Genomic DNA, 19640 nt, shown 5'->3' on the forward strand with positions numbered 1-19640 from the left:
AATAATCGCTCCCTCACCCACATTCTTTCGTCTCTCGTCTGTAGCGAGCCTGCGAGCGGTCTCTCATCTAATTACTAAATTCTCTAACAACTAATAACTATTAACTAGCAACTACGATATGAGCAACTTCAAACTTATTTCCCGTCCTTTGGGCACTGTGCAGTGCTTTGTTTTGCAGCGTGACGACGGCGCTGAATTTGAAATTTTGAGCGGCTACGGCGCAGGCCTCAACGCTTGGCGCATTCCCGACAATAACGGCAAGCTCCAGGACCTCCTTTTCGGTTACCGCGAAGGCGACGACATTTTCAAAATGGGTCCCGACACAAACGCGGGTTGCAGACTCGCCCCGTTCCCGGGACGCGTAGCCTACGCCAAATTCAACTGGAACGGCAACGATTACCAGCTCGTCAACAACGTGAGCTGGGCTCCGCACGCCCTCCACGGCTTTTTGCAGAACAAAGAATGGAACCTCCTGAGCTTCGAAAGCGATAGTGAAAAGTGCATCGCAACATTCGGTATCGACTGGCCAGGTGCATTTACAGGTTTCCCGTTCCCCTTCCGCGCGGTCAACAAGGTTACGTTCACAGGCGAAAGCTACACCGTCGAATCGACCGTCACGAACATCGGCAAGGGCGACCTCCCCTATTCCGAAGGTTGGCACCCCTATTACACGCTCGGTGAAAAAATCAACGGACTCCAGATGACACTCCCTGAATCGAACCTCGCGATTCTCGACAAGGCAGACATCCCGACGGGCGAATTCAAGCCGGATACCCGTTTCGTGGGCGGCAGACTCATCAACGACGAGTTCATCAACGATTGTTTCTGCTTAAACCAGGGCGAAGCCCCCTACGTTCTCAAAAACAAGAAAAATTTTGAGAACATCTTAGCCACCGTAGAACTCAAAAGCGATACCAAATCCCTCCAAATTTGGCAAAAGGCCGGCAAAGAACAATATAACGCCATCCAGATTTACACTCCGCCTGATCGTATGAGCATCGCCATCGAGCCGATGACCGCGGAACCCGATACTTTAAACCATCACCGTGATTTAATCGTCATCAAGCCGGGCGAAATCCGCACATTTGTTTTCGGAGCAAAGTTCCAAAAACGCTAAAAAACGGGCTAAAAAGGCACCTAAAAACGCCCGTAAACATATTTTTTCCTTTCAAGCAAAAATGCTATTGCATTTTTGCTTTTTTCAATATATTTTGAGAACACGTATCTTAAGGAGAGAACATGGATTTTAAGAAAGTTTTCCTCGCATGTGGCCTTTCAGTCGCCTGCACCGCCTTCGCGGCCCCGTATGAAGCCGAAGACGCAACCATCACCAAAGACGCAGCCGTAGCCTCTAATACAGCCGCTTCCGGCGGTAAATATGTCAAGATGAACGGCGGCGACATCACTTTTTCCAAGGTGACGGTCGAAAAAGCAGGCAAATACACCATCGTTCTCCACTACATGAACAATTACGGTGGATCCAAGATTAACAACGTTGAAGTCGGCGGAGCCTCCTCTGCCGTGACGTTCGATGTGACCGAAAAAGGCAAATTCGCCGATATCGAAACGGTCATGAACCTCGCTGCCGGTGAGAACACTATCGCCATCACCAATAGCTGGGGCTGGATTGACCTCGACTACATCGAAGTCAAGGGTTACGAAGCTAAAGCGTTCAACCTCTGCAACGCCCCGGTGACAAAGACCGCCACCCCGTCTGCCATCAAGCTTTACAACTTCCTCGTCAACAACTTTGGCAAAAAGACCATTTCCGGCGTGATGACCGGTAACATGGACGCCTACACCAAGGGCGACGCTACCCAGCACGAAGACGTTCAGGCTGTATTCAAGGCCGGCGGCAAGTACCCGGCACTCGTCGGAGTCGACCTGATGAACGCCACCGGCGCAAGCAAAAACAACAGCTGGTTCCAGGAATACACCGAAAAGGCCATCGATATCGCCAAGAGCACTTGGAAGAAGGGCGGCATTCCGGCATTCACATGGCACTGGCGTCCAGGTGACGAAGAGAACTTCTATGTGAAAGGCGCAAACGACAATTACACCGAATTCGACTTCACCGAAGCTTTCGTGACCGGCACGACCAACTGGGATACCGTTTCGACCGCTTACAAGGCTCTCGTCGCTGACATCGATCTCGTTTCTAAGATTTTCCTTGACCTCCAGAAAGAAGGCGTTGCCGCCATCTTCCGTCCGCTCCATGAATCCGGTGGTAACTGGTTCTGGTGGAGCACCCACACAGGCAAGCAGTTCGCAGCCCTCTACCAGTTGCTCTACGAACGCATGGTCTTCACGAATGGCGTCAACAACCTCATTTGGGACTTCAATCCGAAGGACGCCGCTACGATGTCCTGGACTCCGGGCGAAACCTACTATGACGTGTTGAGCGTCGACATTTACAATGCAGCCAACGACCACCAGAGCAACAGCTCCGCATTCATTGACCTCACGAACAAGGCTGGCACCAACAAGATTATCTCCCTCAGCGAAAACGGCCCGATTCCTGACGTTGACAAGATGTACGAAGACGGTGCTACTTGGAGCTGGTGGATGCCGTGGTACGAATCCCCGAGCTGGAACGGCGGCTACGTGAGCCAGACCGCCGCAAGCGTATGGCAGAAGAACCTCGCCGACGAACGCATCATCACCCTCGACAAAATGCCGGGCTGGGACAACTATAGCGAAGCTGCCGCAGCAACAAACGTTTGCCCGACTTCTACACAGAATGCCAAGTTCGGAGCAGACACGGCCAAGGCCAATCCGGAAAATGTTGACCTCGTCATGGGCGTGACCTACAAGGCTATCAACGACAGCGGTGCAAACATCGAATTCAAGAAGGTTCCGAAACTGACCGGTGCAAAGAGCATCGCCGTCACAATCGAAAACAAGGGTTCCGGTGGCGAAATGAACGGCATCTGGATCGGCATGGCATTTGTCCGCGATGGTTCCGCCGATAAGGCATGGACCTGGGAACAGTCTCCGTCTGACGGCTGCTGGCTCAATGACGGCGCCAAGGCCACTTGCGAATTCGCTATCGAGACTTATACCGACAACGCAGGCGTTGAACACCCGATGGATCTCGACAACCTCTTCTCCGTCACCTTTATCTTGGCAGGTGCAAACGGATTCGAAGGCACTGTCCTCTTTGACAACATGGTCACGGATAACGGAATCATCATCAACGGATTCAACAAGAAGACTGAACTCTTTACCGCCGCAGACCAGAGCAAGGGTCACATCGCAAGTATCGAGCTCTTTAACAAGGACGGCACGCCGGTAACTCCTTCCGCACTTAAGCCGATTGCCGCCGCAAAGAAGGCTGGCATGAGCGTCAAGAACGGCAACCTCTCGCTCACCGCAAACGTTTCCGGTTTCGCAAGCATCGACGTGTTCAACATGATCGGCAAGCGCATCGCTACACTCCACCGCGGAAACCTCAGCGCAGGCAGCCACACGTTCAGCCTCCAGAACCTCAACAAGGGTCAGTACATCATCCGCGTCAAGGGCGCCGGAATCTCTGCCACCCAGAAGGTTCTCATCAAGTAGACTATAACACAAAAAGCCAAATACCTAAAGGCGGCCGCACAAGCGGTCGCCTTTTCTTGTAATGTGCATTCCGTCACTTTTTGCCCCGAACGGCCCGAATAAATCGTTTATTTATCTTACATTTCCGTGAAAATATTGCACTTTATCACAGTGCGTCTTGACTTCATTTTTTACAAATCTATTTTTCAATACAGTTGTTTGGATGTCTGGAGTGTGGACATTTTTGACAGTTTTGTCAACACCCCCGCGATTCTAAAATAGCTTATTTTAACTTTTTTATTTAGTTTCAGCAAAAACATATCAAGGGATACCCAATGATCAACTTCAAGACTTTGCTCGTAACATCGCTCCTCGGAACGGCCGCATTTGCAGCCCCGGGGCTCACGGTAAGCGGAACCGATTTGCAATACAACGGCAAGAAGATTTTCTTCTCGGGTACAAACCTCGCCTGGAGCGACTACAACTCCGACGTGGGTTCAAGCCCACTCGACGAAAACGCATGGCGCAAGGCTGTGGAAGGCACGCGAGCCGCAGGCGGTAACGCAATCCGCTGGTGGCTTTTCAACAACATGAGCCAGAGCCCTACGATTGACGAATCTACGCACTTGGTTACAGGTCCAAAGGAAAACACCATCGCGAACATGAAGAAGGCATTGGACATTGCCGAAGAATACGGCGTAATGGTCTCGATGTGCCTTTTCAGCCACAACTTGATGGAACCGAACCAGTGGGGCATTTACAACGAAAAGCTCGACATTACCGCTAACGAATTGCTTTTCGAAGATGCTGGCACCAAAGCATTTATAGACAACGTTCTTATTCCGGTCGTGAAAGCCATTGGCAACCACAAAGCGCTCATGACTTGGGAAGTCTTTAACGAACCCGAGGGCATGACTAGCGAATGCAGCGGCTGGACTACAAAGAAGATGGCACTTGCCAAAATCCAGAAGTTTACGAACAAGGTTGCAGCAGCCATCCACACGACAAACCCGGATCTTCTCGTTTCGACCGGTAGCGTGAACATCAAGTATCAGAAGCATTGGAATGACGCAGCCCTCATCGAAGCGGGTGGCGAAGCCAACGGTACGCTCGACTTTTTCCAGACGCACTATTACCCGTACTGGCAAGACAATTCCGTAAGCCCGTTCGTGAATACAGCAGCCCAGATGGCTACCAAGTATAGCTACGACAGCAAGCCGATGATCATCGGTGAATTCCCGGCAAGCGGTTGGGCTGGCGATACTTACAGATCCAATTTCGCCGCAAAGACAGAAATTACAACGGAAGAATGCTACAGCAAGGCTTTTGACGGCGGTTACGCAGGCGCTCTCGCTTGGCAGTATATCGGCGACAAGACCGAAGCAAACTTTGGCGGTTACAGCTACACGATTGAACCTGCGCTCGATGCCATGAAGAAGCTCGCCGCAACGGAAGAAGCAAGCATCAAGATTAAGGATGTGAACATTGAAGGTGGCAATGGCGGAAACGGCATGATGGCTGTGACCTACGGTGCCGACAATGGCCAGGTAGAATACCAGAACAAGGGCGGTTGGGACTTGTCCAAGGCTACCACGTTCACGTGGACCGCCAAGAACAACGGCAAGACCGACGCAGACATCTACTTGATTTTCAAGCTCACGGATTCCTGGACCTGGACAGAAACGGACGGCAGCTGCAAGGTTCCGGCAGGCGAAAAAGTTACATGCTCTATCGACATTTCTAGCTTTGCCGACCGCAACAAGACGCTCAGCATCACGTTTGCGAACTACGCCGCAGGCTACACCGGCACGGTGATTTACGATGACATCAAGGCTGGCGCCACGACACTCTTTGACTTCAACACCGACAAGTACGACGCCTTCAAGCGCGGTTACGAAAACACCGAAGAAATGATTCCGGAAATCAAGATCGTCTTCGATGAAAACTACGTTTACGGCAAGACTTCGATTTCCAAGAGCAAGCTCGCCGCCACATCCAAGTTCTCCATCAACGGCGACAAGATTATGCTCAACACAAAGGCTAAGGGGCAGGTCAGCGTCGACGTGTTCGGCATGAACGGAAGAATCGTTGCCACGCTCTTTAACGGAGTGCTTGGCGCAGGCAATTACGTGTTCAGCCTCGCTGATATGCCGAAGGGCCAGTACATCATCCGCATGAAGGGTACTGGAATCACCACGACACAGCCGGTGGTTTTGAAGTAAAAAGTTAAAAAGAAGATTCCCGGTCATCCCCGTCAAGCGAGGACAAGCGCCGGGGATGACAAAGCAAAAGAGTTCCGCGAAAAGTGGGACTTTTTCTTTAAATGTAACTGGATCCTTCGCTTCGCTCAGGATGACGAATTGCGTTGCTCAGGATGACGTGGGGCATGACAATGCTGTTTTTTGGACGAAAGCAGTGACGAAAATCCTTTGAATTTTGGGCGCAAGAATATAGATTTAGGGGTGGAGATATGGATGTTTATGAAACACTTTAACTACACAAATTTTATCGCTACGGCAACTGTCGCAGCACTCGCAGGCACCGCTTTTGCCGCCACCCCCATCCGTTTAGAAGCTGAAGACGCCGTCCTCGCCGATGACCACAAAGTCGTCGTGATTACAGATGCCAAAGCTTCGGGCGGAAAATCCGTCGATATGAAAGACGGCAATTTGGAGTTCAAAGTGACAGTCCCCGCAACGGGCTATTACACACTTTGGGCCACATACCTAATCCCCTCAACATCGACCAACAAAATCCAGAACTTGACCGTCAATGGAGTTTCTGCAGGGCAGATTTCTTTTGGAATTTCTGACGAATTCACGACCATCAAAGGTGCGGGCAAAATCAAACTCACCGCAGGCGAAAACAAAATAGGCATCGTCCACAGCTGGGGTTACGTCAATCTCGATTACATCGAACTCACAGAATACGAAGCCAGCCCGTGGAGCATTTCACCGAATCCTGTCACGCCAGAGCCAACCGAAAGCGCACAGAAGCTCTACAACTTCTTGCTCAACAATTTCGGCAAGCACGTGATTAGCGGTGTCATGACGGAACGCCCGTTCGAAAACAACGGTCAGTACACTCCGCAAACCTACGAAACGCAAACCGAGCTCAGCTACATCAATAAGGCTAGCGGCAAGAACGTGGTTCTCGTAGGCTTTGACTTTTTACATGCCTCGGGCAAGAATTCCGACCAACAGTGGTATCAGGGGTACACGCACGCTTCGCTCGAAATGGCAAAGACGGTCTGGAAAGCAGGTGGCATTCCGCAATTCAACTGGCATTGGAAAGACCCGATGCACGAAGTCGAAGCGTTCTACACGCAATCGAGCGGAAACGACCCCTACACCGAATTCAGCATCAACAAGGCTTACGACGAATCCACCGGCAAGTGGAAAACGAGCAGCGACGAATACAAGGCCATTGTCCGCGATATGGAAATGATTGCCGACTCGCTTTTGACTTTGCAAAAAGAAGGCGTTGCCGTTCTTTGGCGCCCGCTCCACGAAGCTAGCGGCAAGTGGTTCTGGTGGGGCACCGATGGCGCCAAGCCGTGCGTTGCTTTGTACAAGCTCATGTTCGATATTTTCGTGAATCAGAAAGGATTGCACAACTTGATTTGGGTGTGGACCACCGACGAAGCAAACGATGCACTCGACTGGTATCCGGGCGACGAATACGTGGATGTTGTCGGTCGCGACTACTATTACTACCCGCGCGAATCCAACCACTCCAGCCTCATCGGCAGCTTTGAGACGGTCAAGGAAATTTTCGGCGGCAAAAAGATTGTCGCGCTCAGCGAAAACGGTTCTGTGCCCTACCCTGACGAGATGAAGGCCGATGGCGCCAACTGGAGCTGGTTTATGCCGTGGTATGGCGACTACGCAATGGAAGGCTGGGCAAACGATAACAATGCCGAAAGCTGGAAAATCGTGATGAACAACGAATATACCTTGACGCTCGAAGATATGCCGGGATGGGACAAGTACGAAATCGTCACGCCACCGCCAACAGGAATCAAGAATTCGTTACATTCGCAGAACATTGCCGCAAGTTTGTCTGTTATCGGCAAGAATTTGCAAGTGAGCATTCCGAGCGTTGCTGCAAACGCCAACGCAAGAGTTGCAATTTTCGACATGCAGGGCAATCAGGTAATGAGCCGCACTATCAATGGTGCAAATGCTAGCATCAACTTGAATGGAATTGCGGTTGGGCAGTACCTCGTGAAAGTGCAAGGCAAAGGTTTCGCGCAGAACGGAAGGATTCTGGTAAAGTAATTGAGAATGGTGATTCCCGCCTCCGCGGGAATGACAGTGTAAATACAAGAAACAATGGATCCCCTACGCTTCGCTTCGAGGATGACAGGCTTCGAGGATGACGTAGGGATGACAATACAAAAAATATTGGAGTGTAGATATGGGATGTAAAACAATCGCGGGCGCTTGCTCCGCAATGGCTTTTGCCACAGCTATCGCGGCAACATCAGCTTTAGCCGCACCGACAACTTACGAAGCCGAAGATTTGGCTGGCGCAACTGTTGTCGAAGATGCTGATTATTCGGGCGGAAAATACGCAAAGACAGCAGACCCTAGCGGCATCACATTCACCGTCAAGGTCGAAGAAACCGCCGTCTACGACATTACCACCAAGGTTCTGATCAAGCAATACGACTGGACCACCTCTAAAATCGCGGTCAACGGCGTAGATGTAGGCTCCATGCTGACTACCCCGCGCAACTGCGATTCGAGCTACGTGGTTTCGGCATCCGCCAAAATGAAGGCCGGCGAAAACAAGATTACCGTCGGAAACCAAGCGATTGGCGTGGACTACATTACCGTCGAACGCCACCCCGACGCGGTATTCAAGATTAGCGAATTGCCGGTAACTCCGAACGCGACGGAATCGGCCCGCAAGGTCTACACCTTCCTCCGCGAAAATTTCGGCAAGAAGACCGTTAGCGGCATGATGATCAGCGACCAGAATTTCAACTACGATTACGGCAACATGCGGCTCATTCCGCCTGGCGGCTGCACGCCCGCGGATTCCTGCAAGTTCAGCGACGAGGAAGTCTCGTGGAAGGGCCAGACCGACATCGCCGAATTCTACAAGCGTAGCGGGCACTACCCCGCCATTGGCGGCTTCGACATGCTGTTTGCGGCAGGCGGTCACCACGAAGAAGGCTGGTTCAAGGGCTACACCGAAAACAACCTGGTGATGACCGAGCAGCTGTGGGAAATGGGCGGCATTCCGACTTATACCTGGCACTGGAAGGTCGGGGAAGACACCGTGTTCTACACGCAGGGCACTCCCGCAGGCTTTAACAACCCCGGCTGCACCGAAGACGTCATGGGAACAAGTGAAACCAACACCTGCTTCAACTACACCAAGGCCTTCAAGGGCGACAAGTGCCAGGACATCGACGAGACCTCGCAGGAATACAAGGACATCGTCGCCGACGTGGATATCGTTTCGGGCTACTTCAAGCAACTGCAGGAAAAGGGAATCGCCGTCGTGTGGCGCCCCCTGCACGAGGCCAGCGGTGGCTGGTTCTGGTGGGGTACCGCAAGCCCCGAATGTTACGTGCAGCTTTACCGACTCGTATTCGACCGTATGGTGAACACAAACAAACTCACGAACCTCATCTGGGTATGGAACATCAATACCGACCCGAAATTCGGCTACGATTACAGCGCCCTGAATGCGGCATGGTACCCGGGTGATGCATACGTAGACATTGTCGCAGTCGACATTTATGACCCGCTGAACGACCACAACTCTGCAGCCAATTACTACAACAAGATTGTGAGCGACGTGGGCACAAGCAAGATGATTGCCTTGAGCGAAAACGGCGCCATTCCCGACATCGACAGCATTGCCGAAGACAGGGCCTATTGGAGCTACTGGATGACCTGGAGCCAGACCTGGAGCGGAAACTTCTTGGAAAAGACGACCACAGAAATGTGGAAGAAGAATCTCGATGACAACCGCATCATCGCTCTTGATGACATGCCAGGTTGGGACAAAATTTCTGTCCGCAATCCCATAGCAAAACGCATTATAACAAATAAAATAAATGTTACTATAAACGGCAAGTCGCTTTCGCTATCCACGAATCAAAACGGCAACGCCACCGTCACTGTTTTTGACCTGACCGGACACCGAGTTGCTACACTTTTGCAAGGTCAAATTTCGGCAGGAACGCATAGCTTAAGCATCCAATCGCTCGCCGCCGGCAACTACATTGTCAAGGCTAGTGTCGGACATCACAATACCATGCAGGTTTTACGCTTAAAATAGTGCGCGTCGCAACATGTATTTTAAAAAAAAGGTTCACTTTTGAACCTTTTTTCTATTTTTAAACCATGACCGAAAAGAACCCCCTTTACTTTACCATTCACGGACATTTTTATCAGCCCCCTCGCGAAAACCCTTGGACTGGTGTTATCGAGAACCAGCCGAGTGCGCGCCCGTTCCACGACTGGAACGAACGAATTGCCAGTGAGTGCTATAGCCCGAACTCCGCAAGCCGTATTTTAAATTCTAAAGGCAAAATTGTCGATATCGTAAACAATTACGATTTTATGAGCTTCAACATCGGCCCGACTCTCATGGGCTGGATCCGAACCAACACGCCCGACACCTACAAGCGCATTCAGGACGCCGACAAACGCAGCCAGGAACGCATGAACGGTCACGGCAACGCGATTGCTCAAGTTTACAACCACATCATCATGCCTCTTGCAAGCACGCAAGACAAGCGTACACAAATCCGCTGGGGCATTGAAGATTTCAAGTTCCATTTCGGTCGCATGCCCGAAGCCATGTGGCTTGCCGAAACAGCCATCAACTTTGAAACTGTTGTCGAGCTCATCAAGGCAGGCATCAAGTACACAATTCTTTCGCCCACGCAGGCTGACAAGTTCCGCAAGTTTGGCGACAAGAAGTGGACCGATTGCAGCAACACGAATATCGATACCACGCGCCCGTACCGCATTTACCCGCGCGACAAGGAAGGCAACCTCGTCTGTGACGGTTACCTCGACGTGTTCTTCTACAACCCGTGGCTTTCGAGCGCCGTCGGCTTTGAACATTTGCTCCGCGATGCAGGAACATTCGGCCACCGCATTGAAAGCGCCTGGGACGCAAACCGCAGCGATCCGCAGCTCGTAAGCATCGGCACTGACGGCGAATCTTACGGCCACCACGAACCGTTTGGCGACATGTGCGCCGCATGGCTCTACAACAAGTTCGCCCCGCAGAACAACATGGTTCCGGTGAACTACGGTTGGTTCCTCGAAAAGTTCCCGCCCAAGCACGAAGTCGAACTCAAGAACTTCTACGGTGAAGGCTGTGCCTGGAGCTGCGCTCACGGCGTAGGCCGCTGGTACAGAGACTGCGGCTGCTCCACCGGCGGTGGCGCCGACTGGAACCAGAAATGGAGAGGCCCGCTCCGCGATGCCTTTAACCATCTCAAGGAAGTTGCCGACAACATTTTCGTTCGCGAATTCGAAAAGATTTCGAAGATTGATCCGTGGGAAGCACGCAACAACTACATCCAAGTCATTGTCGCCCCTGAAGACGAATCCCGCAAGGAACAGTACCTCAAGGACACACTCAAGGATTACGAAAAACCGGAAGACCGCGCCAAGGCCATCCGACTCCTCGAAATCCAGAAGTTCTGCCTGTTCAGCTTCACGAGCTGCGGATGGTTCTTCAACGATATCGAAGGTCTGGAACCGGTGCAGAACATGCGTTACGCTCTCCGCGCGATGCAGCTTTTAAAGCCGTTCCTCCCGATGGGCGACAACCTCAAGAGCGAAATTCTGTACATCCTCGCCCGCGCCACAAGTAACGAACACAAGTGGAACGGCGCCGAAGTCTTCACGAAGTACGCCGAAGAAAACGTCCCGTCCGTCATCAAGCAGATGGCAGAACGCGCTGCGATTTACCACCTCGAACTTGAAGAAGACTACCTCAACAAGGATTCCCGCATCACGGCTACAAAGATTGCGTCCCGCCGTCGCCAGACGCTCGTGCGCACATCTTACGAGGACAACGATCTCGGCGAATCTTGCGTGACCACGAACTTAGTCGTCACGGACCAGCTCAGCCGCGTAAACATTGTTGTCGCCATGGGCGAAGAAAAGGAAAGCGGTCTCACGTTTGTTGAAAATACGAACATGACGACAGAACAGCTCCACGAGCTCTATCCGACAGCATACGTTGTCCGCATGAGCAATCTCGCGAGCGATTCTCTGAAGCGCATCAACCAGCTTTCGACGCAGATGCACCTCGAGAACATCACAAAGTCGTTCTCCGGCTTTGCGCTGAACCATGGCATTTCCATCGACAGCCTTGCCGACCCGGACCACACCTTGCCGGACACAATGAGAAAGATCCTCACTGTGGAAATCAACGCCCGAATTCACCATGCCGCATTGCAGTTGCTAAACGAGCACAACAAGGCGAACATCGAAGAAATTCACGAGCTCATCACCGAAGCAACAGCGCTCAACACGCACTTTAGCTTTGGCGGGCTTGGCCACATGTTCTTCCATAAGCTCACGCTCCTCATCGATGAAGTTTCCAAGAAGTTCAACGAAGAAACCCTCAACTACATCACCGACCTCATCACGGTCGCCGATTGGCTGAAGATTTTCATCAACAAGACTTCTCTCGAAAACCACGTCTTTGGCATCTACAAGCAATACAAGGCAGAACCTGACGGAAAGTTTGCGGCCCTCAAGCCGATGTTCCAATGGTTAAACTTTGAGGTGGTTTAATGTACAAGCTGCCGAGCGCCCCACTCATTACAGCGCAAGAGATAAATGCACGTCTGGACTCACTCGCCTCTGAACTGAAGGCGTTTGATTTCGACGTGATTTTATCTGCACTTACCGGCAGCTACATGTTTACCGCCGACTTGTCTCGCCGTATCGCGACTCCGAAATTGCGCATCGCATTTATCAAGGCGTCTAGCTACGGCGAATCCGACAAGCCAAACGCAAACGTCCATATTTCGGGCCTTGAAGGTCTCGACATCAAGGGCAAACGCGTTTTGCTGATTGATGACATTCTAGACACTGGCAACACGATGTATTCCCTCGTGAAAGCCCTCGCGGATTACTCCCCCGCCTCCATCACGACTTGCGTACTGTTGAACAAGGAATCAAGACGAACGGTGAATTACCATGCCGACTTCGTTGGTTTTGAAATTGAAGATAAATTTGTGGTAGGTTACGGTCTCGACTATGCAAATACGTACCGCACCTATCCAGAAGTATGGGCACTTGAAGAAGCATGATTGAAAACAACAATAACGTAAACAACAGCGATAACGATGATTTGAACGAAGTCAAGAAACACGCGACCATGACGTTTGCCGCTCTGGAACGCAGTTTCAACAGAATGGCTTACCGCAGAAGAAACACCATCCGCATCATCGTATGCCTGCTGTTCTTTTTCTTAGGCTACCAGGCCAACAACTGGTTTAGCAGCAAGATTCCGACCGAAAAAATCATTGAAAAAATTGCAGCACAGCCGGACCTTCCGAACAAGTGCAAATTCCGTTATGACCGTTCCATGGAATACGCCATCATGCACGAATGCGTTTTCTCGCACGACACGCCGACAGACGACGTGAAGCTAATCCAGCGCATCAATTACTGCTCTTGCGCCTTGGAACGCGTACAAAAAAAGAAGCCCTTCCAGAAGATGTTTGAAAACAACCTGGAGGACTTCACATTTAAGATTCGCGAAGAAATCCTTTGCAAGGACGAAAAGATTCCGCAAGCGCTCGAAATGGAATCCGAAACGCCTGCAAAATAACCCCTTACAATATCAACATTCCGTCGCCGTAGCTGAACAATTTAAGCTTGTTCTCTACGGCCATTTTGTATGCGTCAAGCGTGTTTTCACGACCATAGAATGCCGACACGAGCAAGATGAGAGAGCTCTTGGGCCAATGGAAATTGGTTAAGAGACCATCCACGATCTTGTACTTGTATCCTGGGTAGAAGAACGCATAGGTCACGCCCTTTTGCGGTTTCAAGAACCCGTTTGCATCGGCGACCGTTTCAATCACGCGCGTACTCGTCGTACCGACCGTTACAATGCGGCCGCCTTCGCGCTTCGCCTTGTTGATGATGTCGGCATTTTCCTTAGTGAGCTCGTAATGTTCGCCGTGCATTTTGTGCTGCGTGAAATCTTCGACAGAGATGTTCTGGAACGTTCCCGGTCCTACATGGAGCGTGACTTCAGCAACATAGACGCCTTTTGCCTTCAAGTCTTCGAGCATTTGTTCGCTAAAGTGGAGGCTTGCGGTCGGTGCCGCCACAGCGCCAGCATACTTTGCAAAAATGGTCTGGTACGCTTTCTTATCGTCTTCGTCGTCGGGGCGGTCAATGTAAGGCGGCAGCGGAACGTGCCCTTCCTTGTTCATGACCTCTTCCATCTCGGCGGGAGTCTTTTCAAAACGGAGAACGCGGTTGCCGTCTTCTTCATGAACTTCTTCCACAAACGTGCGCACACCTGCAAGCTTGAGTTCACGTCCAACCTGGAAAGCCTTGCCCGGATGCACCTTGGCTTCAAAGCGGGCCTCGCCTGCTTCGGACGGATTTAACGCCTGCACCAAGAGGACTTCGACCTGACCGCCAAATTGCGTTTCGCCATACAAGCGAGCAGGAATCACTTTGGTATTGTTTACCACGAGGCAATCGCCTGGGCGGAACAGGTCGACAATTTCAGGAGCCTTCATGATGCGGCGTTCGCCGCCATTTTTGGGGCAGTACAGAATATGAGTTTTGCCCTTGCCCGCTGTACGGGAGGCAATTAATTCTTTCGGGAATTCAAAGTTGTAATCAGAAAGACGGTAATCCATTACTACGCCTTCATGTCCTTCAATGTATTTTTCAATTTTTCAATCATTTCTGTGCGCAGAGATTCCGGCTTCAGAATTTTCACATCCGGAAGCACGCCAAACAGCCATGTTTTAAAGTCCGGAGTCAAGCGGAGCTTCAGCGTCACAATCATATTGCCGTCTTTATCTTCGGTGATTTCGGCAGCCGGAGAGAAACGGGACTTATTAAACTGAGTCTTAAGCCAGCCCGTCTTGATAAGGAGTGTCACCGTTTGCGGGTCTTCCTTGGAAACATACTTTCCAAAAGCATACTTGTAGTGTTCATAAACGCAGAACGGTTCGCGAAGTGTCATGGCGCAGTTATTCGTCTGGACCACACTCATGATATTTTCGACAAGATAATTTTTAAAGATATGCGTTTCGGCATACGTTTCATCGGCAGCAATCAGATAAAGCGTATCAATACGCATCACAAGCTTAATCGGGCAAACTTCAATGGTCTTCTTTTCCGTTTCTTCGTTTGTGCTTCTGTACACAATGCGAATCTTGAAGCCTTCGCGAATTGCAGACAAAAGCTTTGATACCATCGTATCTTGAGCCTTATGGTCGCAGAACGGACCGTAATCCATAATGTAGTTCGGGTCAAGCGTAATCGCTTCAGCCTTGAATCCATCCGGGTCCGTTGTCTGCATGGACGAAATAACGCTATCGATGAGCTTACGGTTTTTCAAGTCCAAAGGCGTTGTATCGTTCATCGTCTTTTTCAACTTCTCAAGTTGCTTGACGATTTTCTGGTTAAAGTCCACCTTCTGTTCGGTTTGAATAACGTAAAAAGTTTCGCCATCCTTTTTGAACTTATGGAGACCGCAGTTTTCCTGTTCTAGTGCATTTAAATGGCGGAAAATAGTTCTCGGTCCGCAATCCATCGCCTGTGCAAGCATCGACACCGTCATCGGCACACGAAGCTTACATTTAATCTTATTTATCTTTTCATATCCTGTAGCCATTTTTCACTCCTCTTTTTCCTAAGTTTTTAAAATTCTTAGACGGTTACCCACCGCTACCGACCGCGCAAAACCAGCAACAGCCAATAGCGCAAACTCTCTCTGAGCAATATTGCCCACACGCCCCTCGACCAAGAAACGCTTGCCCACGTACGTAACATGAACAAACGAATTTTTCAAGAAGCGGTATGACGCAAGCTTATCCATAATTTTCTGGCAAAGGTCCTTTTTACCGAGATTCTTTTTTAGAATCGCAGTTCCATGCATATTCAATGAGACTATGCCAGGAATACATTCAATACGAGACCTCAGTTCATCGGGATAAACTTCATCTTCGTAATAGAACGTCACCTTTGCAGCGCCAGATTTTACCTTGACACTGTACTTGAAAATCGGATGAGCAATATCATCCAAAACATCCCAAATTTGTCGTTCCAAGTCCTCGTCGGAAACCTTGGAATTCTTGCGGACGCGAACCATGTTCACACAACCGCGCAGTCCCGCAATTTCACCAATTTTGGTCTGTATTTTTCGCTTTGTCGCAAGGCTTTCTACAAAGCCACGCAAATAGACAATTCCCTGCCCCGCTTCAACGGAAACCTCTTCACTAAGCCCATCCGACAAAAGTTCCAGGTGCTTACGCACAACAGAAACAACTTCTTGATTCGGCGGATTTTCCGCATAACGCGGATAGCTCATAAAGACGATTAATCCGTCATCCATCTTCACCACAAGCTTGTCCTTGGTTTCGTCTTTGACGACTCCAATGGCAATACCAAACTGCTTGCGGATGACATGGTAGACATGGTCCCCCAGCAACGTGTTCACACACTGGGCAGGCAATAACCGATAACCTTCGGGCGACACCTCATGGTCTATCGGAATTTTTGGTCCCTCGTACTTTGCATCCTCAGGTCCTTTTTTATAGACGACAACTTCCTTATCCCTAGTCTGGAAAAAACTCTTGACGACACAAGGGCGTGCAGCCCCGTCAAAGTAGAGCCAATCGCCCGGGAAAATTCGATTGTGTCCGTAGACCTTTGCATACTCGGATTGCGGATCATCCTTATGGCAAAACGCAAATTCCTGCGAGAAAGCCACATGATACGTTCCGCAATGAGTACAAACACAAAGCAACGGGATACCGCGTTCCATTCCCCCATACGTCGTGTACTCGTCCATGGCGCAGACGTCATGGCGAACTGCCTGCTGGCATTGCCGGCAGTACAGCAGCTGCGAGTACAATCTGTAAGGGAAATACTGACGCATTTTTTAATCGAGCTTATTTCATCAGCGGGAGTGCAACGTCGATGCGGCGGAGCACTTCTTCCTTACCGATAATTTCGAAAAGTTCCCAGAGGCCAGGACCAGCAGTCACGCCGGACACGGCAAGGCGCGGAGCGCCCACCAGTTCACCTACCTTGTGACCGCAGCGTTCGGCGAGGTCGTAGAAGCCCTTCTCAATCACCGGAGTCTTGAAGTCTTCGATGGAGGCGAGCATGTTGCGCACAAGCGTTGCGATTTCCTTGGAGCCTTCGCCGAAATGCTTCTTCGCACCCTTCTCGTCGTATTCCGTCGGAGCGACAAAGAAGTACTTAGCCATCGTAGCGAGGTCCTGCACAAAATGCGCACGCGGCTTGAGCTGCTTTACGATTTCGAGCAAGCGTTCGTTCGGTTCGGCACTCGTATCAACGCCCATAGCCTTGAGACCTTCGACCATGATACCCTTGAGGAATTCGTCATCGCACATGTGGATGTGCTGGCCGTTCATCCACTGGAGCTTCTTTTCGTCGAAGCTTGCGGACTTCGGGTTAATGCGTTCGAGCGTGAAGCAATCAATCATTTCCTTGACGCTCATCACTTCGCGATCATCACCCGGATTCCAGCCGAGGAGCGCGAGGTAGTTCACGAGCGTTTCCGGCAAGTAGCCGAGGTCGCGGAAGTCACCGACAGAAGCGGCACCCTTGCGCTTGGAAAGCTTACCGCCGTTCTTGTCGAGAATCACCGGCAGGTGGCACCAAACAGGCGGCTGCCAGCCAAAGGCCTTGTACAAGAGTTCGTGCTTCGGCGTGGAGCTGATCCATTCATCACCGCGGAGCACATGCGTCGTGCCCATGTAGTGGTCATCGACAACGCTTGCGAAGTGGTAAGTCGGGTAACCATCGCGCTTGATGAGCACGAGGTCATCCAGAAGTTCGTTCTGGTAGCTGATGTGACCACGAATCATGTCATCGAATTCGGTGACGCCCGTTTCGGGCACCTTGAAGCGGATTACAGCCTTTTCGCCGGCGGCAATGCGAGCCTCGGCTTCTTCGCGACTAATGTTACGGCAGTGGCGGTCATAACCGGTCACCGGCACATGGGACTTTTCCTGTTCGGCACGGACTTCCTGCAGACGCTCTTCCGTGCAGAAGCAGTAGTAAGCGCAACCGGCATCCAAGAGCTTCTTGATTTCGCGATGGTAGATGTCCAGACGTTCGCTCTGGAAGTACGGACCGCAGTTACCTTCGCAACCCGGACCTTCATCCCACTGGAGGCCAAGCCACTTGAGGTCGCGCATCAAGTCGTGGAGAGCGGTTTCGTTATAGCGCTTACGGTCAGTATCTTCAATGCGCAGGTAGAACGTGCCACCCATGTGTTTTGCAAAGAAGTAGTTGTAGATTGCCGTACGTGCGCCACCGACATGCAAATAACCCGTGGGGCTCGGAGCAAAGCGTACACGGACAGGACTTTTTTCAGTCATAGATTCCTCTTTAAATCCATATTTTCTTTTATGACAAAAAATAGCAAATTGAGTCGTATAAAATTAAATTGAATCTTTGCAATTAAGCTCCATATTGGATGGCTTAACTGTTCGCGGGCCCAATTTACTTCCAAAAATACTACGGCGATATTACAAAGTTACTTTTCTAGAAGTTCTTTTTTATCAAGAAACCAGCGGAGTCTCCTGTTAATTGCTAAGTTGCGGGCGTCAAAATAGGAGTCATTATGATTATTAAACCGTTGATCCGCAGCAACATGTGCATTAACGCCCACCCGAAGGGCTGCGCTGCCGACGTCAAACACCAAATTGAATTTATCGAAAAGAAGTTCACTACGCGCAGCATTCCTGCCGATGCACCGAAGACCGTTCTCGTCCTCGGTTGCTCTACCGGTTACGGACTTGCAAGCCGCATTGTTGCCGCATTTGGCTACAAAGCCACAACTATCGGCGTTTCTTTCGAAAAGGAAGGCTCCGACGGTGGAATCGGGGAATCCCGCGAAAAGACAGGTACGCCGGGTTGGTACAACAACATGGCTTTTGACAAGTTCGCAAAAGAAGCGGGCCTAGATGCCGTGACGTTCAACGGTGACGCGTTCTCGCACGAAATGCGCCAAAACGTTATCGACACACTCAAGAAGATGGGCAAGAAAGTCGATTTACTCGTATACAGCGTCGCAAGCTCCGTGCGCGTTGATCCAGACAACGGAACAATCTACCGCAGCGTCTTGAAGCCGATTGGTCAAGTATTCACAGGCGCCACGATTGACTGCCTCAGCGGAAAAATCAGTACCATCAGCGCAGAACCCGCCACCGCCGAAGAAGCCGCCAATACAGTCAAAGTCATGGGCGGTGAAGACTGGGCGCTTTGGGTACGCAAGCTCAAGGAGGCAGGCGTTCTCGCCGAAGGCGTGAAGACCGTCGCTTATTCATATATCGGCCCGAAACTTTCGCACGCCATCTACCGCGACGGTACAATCGGTGGCGCCAAGAAGCATCTCGAAGCAACCGCACAGGAACTCCACAAGGAATTGCAAAACGACCTCCACGGCGAAGCCTATGTCTCTGTGAACAAAGGACTTGTCACGCGCTCTAGCGCCGTCATTCCCATCATCCCGATGTACATTTCCGTGCTCTTCAAGGTCATGAAGGAAATGGGAAATCACGAGGGCTGCATCGAACAGATGGAACGCTTGATGACCGAAAGACTTTATACGGGTTCCAAAGTCCCGACGGACGAGAATCACCTCATCCGCATCGACGATTATGAATTGGATCCGAAAGTCCAGACAGAAGTGGACAAGCGCATGGCAACAGTCACGCAAGAGAACCTCGCCGAAGTGGGTGACCTCGAAGGATACCGCCACGATTTTCTCGCGACAAACGGTTTCGATATTGATGGAGTGGACTACGAGGCGGATGTCAAAACGCTAACTAGCATATAGTTTCTATTTTTGGGGCAAAACCCCTTAAC

The 19640-nt window shown here is 50.9% G+C and carries 13 protein-coding genes; 9 read left to right on the forward strand and 4 right to left on the reverse strand.

The genetic code is table 11. From position 1 onward, the window contains the following. The first annotated feature begins 118 nt into the window (after window positions 1-118). From B9Y77_RS14480 to B9Y77_RS14515, 8 genes are all read left to right on the forward strand, one after another. Entirely contained in the window at window positions 119-1117 is a 999-nt protein-coding gene (locus B9Y77_RS14480) for an aldose 1-epimerase (protein WP_073443050.1), read from the forward strand. A gap of 122 nt (window positions 1118-1239) precedes the next feature. Next, on the forward strand, window positions 1240-3561 hold the full coding sequence (locus B9Y77_RS14485; protein WP_085492162.1) for a glycosyl hydrolase: 2322 nt from the start codon (window positions 1240-1242) through the stop codon (window positions 3559-3561). 314 nt (window positions 3562-3875) lie between these two features. Further along, window positions 3876-5762 carry a T9SS type A sorting domain-containing protein gene (locus B9Y77_RS14490; RefSeq protein ID WP_085492163.1) on the forward strand — a complete coding sequence of 629 codons (1887 nt, stop codon included), beginning with the start codon at window positions 3876-3878 and terminating at the stop codon, window positions 5760-5762. Between the two features lie 252 nt (window positions 5763-6014). Further along, entirely contained in the window at window positions 6015-7820 is a 1806-nt protein-coding gene (locus B9Y77_RS14495; protein WP_085492164.1) for a glycosyl hydrolase, read from the forward strand. Between the two features lie 139 nt (window positions 7821-7959). Beyond that, window positions 7960-9840 carry a glycosyl hydrolase gene (locus B9Y77_RS14500; RefSeq protein ID WP_085492165.1) on the forward strand — a complete coding sequence of 627 codons (1881 nt, stop codon included), beginning with the start codon at window positions 7960-7962 and terminating at the stop codon, window positions 9838-9840. Between the two features lie 65 nt (window positions 9841-9905). Beyond that, window positions 9906-12326, forward strand: a complete 2421-nt coding sequence (locus B9Y77_RS14505) for a DUF3536 domain-containing protein (protein WP_085492166.1) — start codon at window positions 9906-9908, stop codon at window positions 12324-12326. Next, the gene (gene hpt / locus B9Y77_RS14510; protein ID WP_085492167.1) at window positions 12326-12847 is read left to right on the forward strand and encodes a hypoxanthine phosphoribosyltransferase; all 522 of its coding nucleotides are present in this window, start codon (window positions 12326-12328) and stop codon (window positions 12845-12847) included. The genes B9Y77_RS14505 and hpt overlap by 1 nt, the downstream gene beginning before the upstream one ends. Beyond that, window positions 12844-13371: a hypothetical protein gene (locus B9Y77_RS14515; protein WP_073443074.1), complete on the forward strand. Its 528-nt coding sequence runs from the start codon at window positions 12844-12846 to the stop codon at window positions 13369-13371. Before hpt ends, B9Y77_RS14515 begins: the two co-directional genes overlap by 4 nt. Window positions 13372-13375: 4 nt before the next feature. On the opposite strand, the gene queA is transcribed toward B9Y77_RS14515, so the two are convergent. From queA to gltX, 4 genes are read right to left on the reverse strand one after another with little or no spacing between them, the layout of a single operon-like run. After that, window positions 13376-14422, reverse strand: a complete 1047-nt coding sequence (gene queA / locus B9Y77_RS14520) for a tRNA preQ1(34) S-adenosylmethionine ribosyltransferase-isomerase QueA (protein WP_085492168.1) — start codon at window positions 14420-14422, stop codon at window positions 13376-13378. 2 nt (window positions 14423-14424) lie between these two features. Beyond that, a complete protein-coding gene (locus B9Y77_RS14525; protein WP_073443078.1) occupies window positions 14425-15408 on the reverse strand; it encodes a helix-turn-helix transcriptional regulator in 984 nt (327 codons plus the stop codon). An 18-nt stretch (window positions 15409-15426) separates the two neighbouring features. Beyond that, a complete protein-coding gene (locus B9Y77_RS14530; protein ID WP_085492169.1) occupies window positions 15427-16674 on the reverse strand; it encodes a BON domain-containing protein in 1248 nt (415 codons plus the stop codon). A gap of 13 nt (window positions 16675-16687) precedes the next feature. Beyond that, the gene (gene gltX, locus B9Y77_RS14535) at window positions 16688-18148 is read right to left on the reverse strand and encodes a glutamate--tRNA ligase (protein ID WP_085492170.1); all 1461 of its coding nucleotides are present in this window, start codon (window positions 18146-18148) and stop codon (window positions 16688-16690) included. Window positions 18149-18393: 245 nt separating this feature from the next. Here gltX and fabV point away from each other — a divergent pair, with 245 nt between their 5' ends. Further along, on the forward strand, window positions 18394-19611 hold the full coding sequence (gene fabV / locus B9Y77_RS14540; protein ID WP_085492171.1) for an enoyl-ACP reductase FabV: 1218 nt from the start codon (window positions 18394-18396) through the stop codon (window positions 19609-19611). Window positions 19612-19640 lie beyond the last annotated feature (29 nt).

This window comes from Fibrobacter sp. UWB13, from assembly GCF_900177805.1.
In the GTDB taxonomy this organism is placed as follows: Bacteria; Fibrobacterota; Fibrobacteria; order Fibrobacterales; family Fibrobacteraceae; genus Fibrobacter.

Excerpts from the sequence above, each read along its gene's own strand:
- B9Y77_RS14525 (WP_073443078.1), bottom strand. The coding sequence starts at position 15,408 with ATGGCTACAGGATATGAAAAGATAAATAAGATTAAATGTAAGCTTCGT.
- gltX (WP_085492170.1), bottom strand. The coding sequence starts at position 18,148 with ATGACTGAAAAAAGTCCTGTCCGTGTACGCTTTGCTCCGAGCCCCACG.
- B9Y77_RS14485 (WP_085492162.1), top strand. The coding sequence starts at position 1,240 with ATGGATTTTAAGAAAGTTTTCCTCGCATGTGGCCTTTCAGTCGCCTGC.
- B9Y77_RS14530 (WP_085492169.1), bottom strand. The coding sequence starts at position 16,674 with ATGCGTCAGTATTTCCCTTACAGATTGTACTCGCAGCTGCTGTACTGC.
- hpt (WP_085492167.1), top strand. The coding sequence starts at position 12,326 with ATGTACAAGCTGCCGAGCGCCCCACTCATTACAGCGCAAGAGATAAAT.
- B9Y77_RS14490 (WP_085492163.1), top strand. The coding sequence starts at position 3,876 with ATGATCAACTTCAAGACTTTGCTCGTAACATCGCTCCTCGGAACGGCC.
- B9Y77_RS14500 (WP_085492165.1), top strand. The coding sequence starts at position 7,960 with ATGGGATGTAAAACAATCGCGGGCGCTTGCTCCGCAATGGCTTTTGCC.
- B9Y77_RS14495 (WP_085492164.1), top strand. The coding sequence starts at position 6,015 with ATGTTTATGAAACACTTTAACTACACAAATTTTATCGCTACGGCAACT.
- B9Y77_RS14515 (WP_073443074.1), top strand. The coding sequence starts at position 12,844 with ATGATTGAAAACAACAATAACGTAAACAACAGCGATAACGATGATTTG.
- B9Y77_RS14480 (WP_073443050.1), top strand. The coding sequence starts at position 119 with ATGAGCAACTTCAAACTTATTTCCCGTCCTTTGGGCACTGTGCAGTGC.
- B9Y77_RS14505 (WP_085492166.1), top strand. The coding sequence starts at position 9,906 with ATGACCGAAAAGAACCCCCTTTACTTTACCATTCACGGACATTTTTAT.
- fabV (WP_085492171.1), top strand. The coding sequence starts at position 18,394 with ATGATTATTAAACCGTTGATCCGCAGCAACATGTGCATTAACGCCCAC.
- queA (WP_085492168.1), bottom strand. The coding sequence starts at position 14,422 with ATGGATTACCGTCTTTCTGATTACAACTTTGAATTCCCGAAAGAATTA.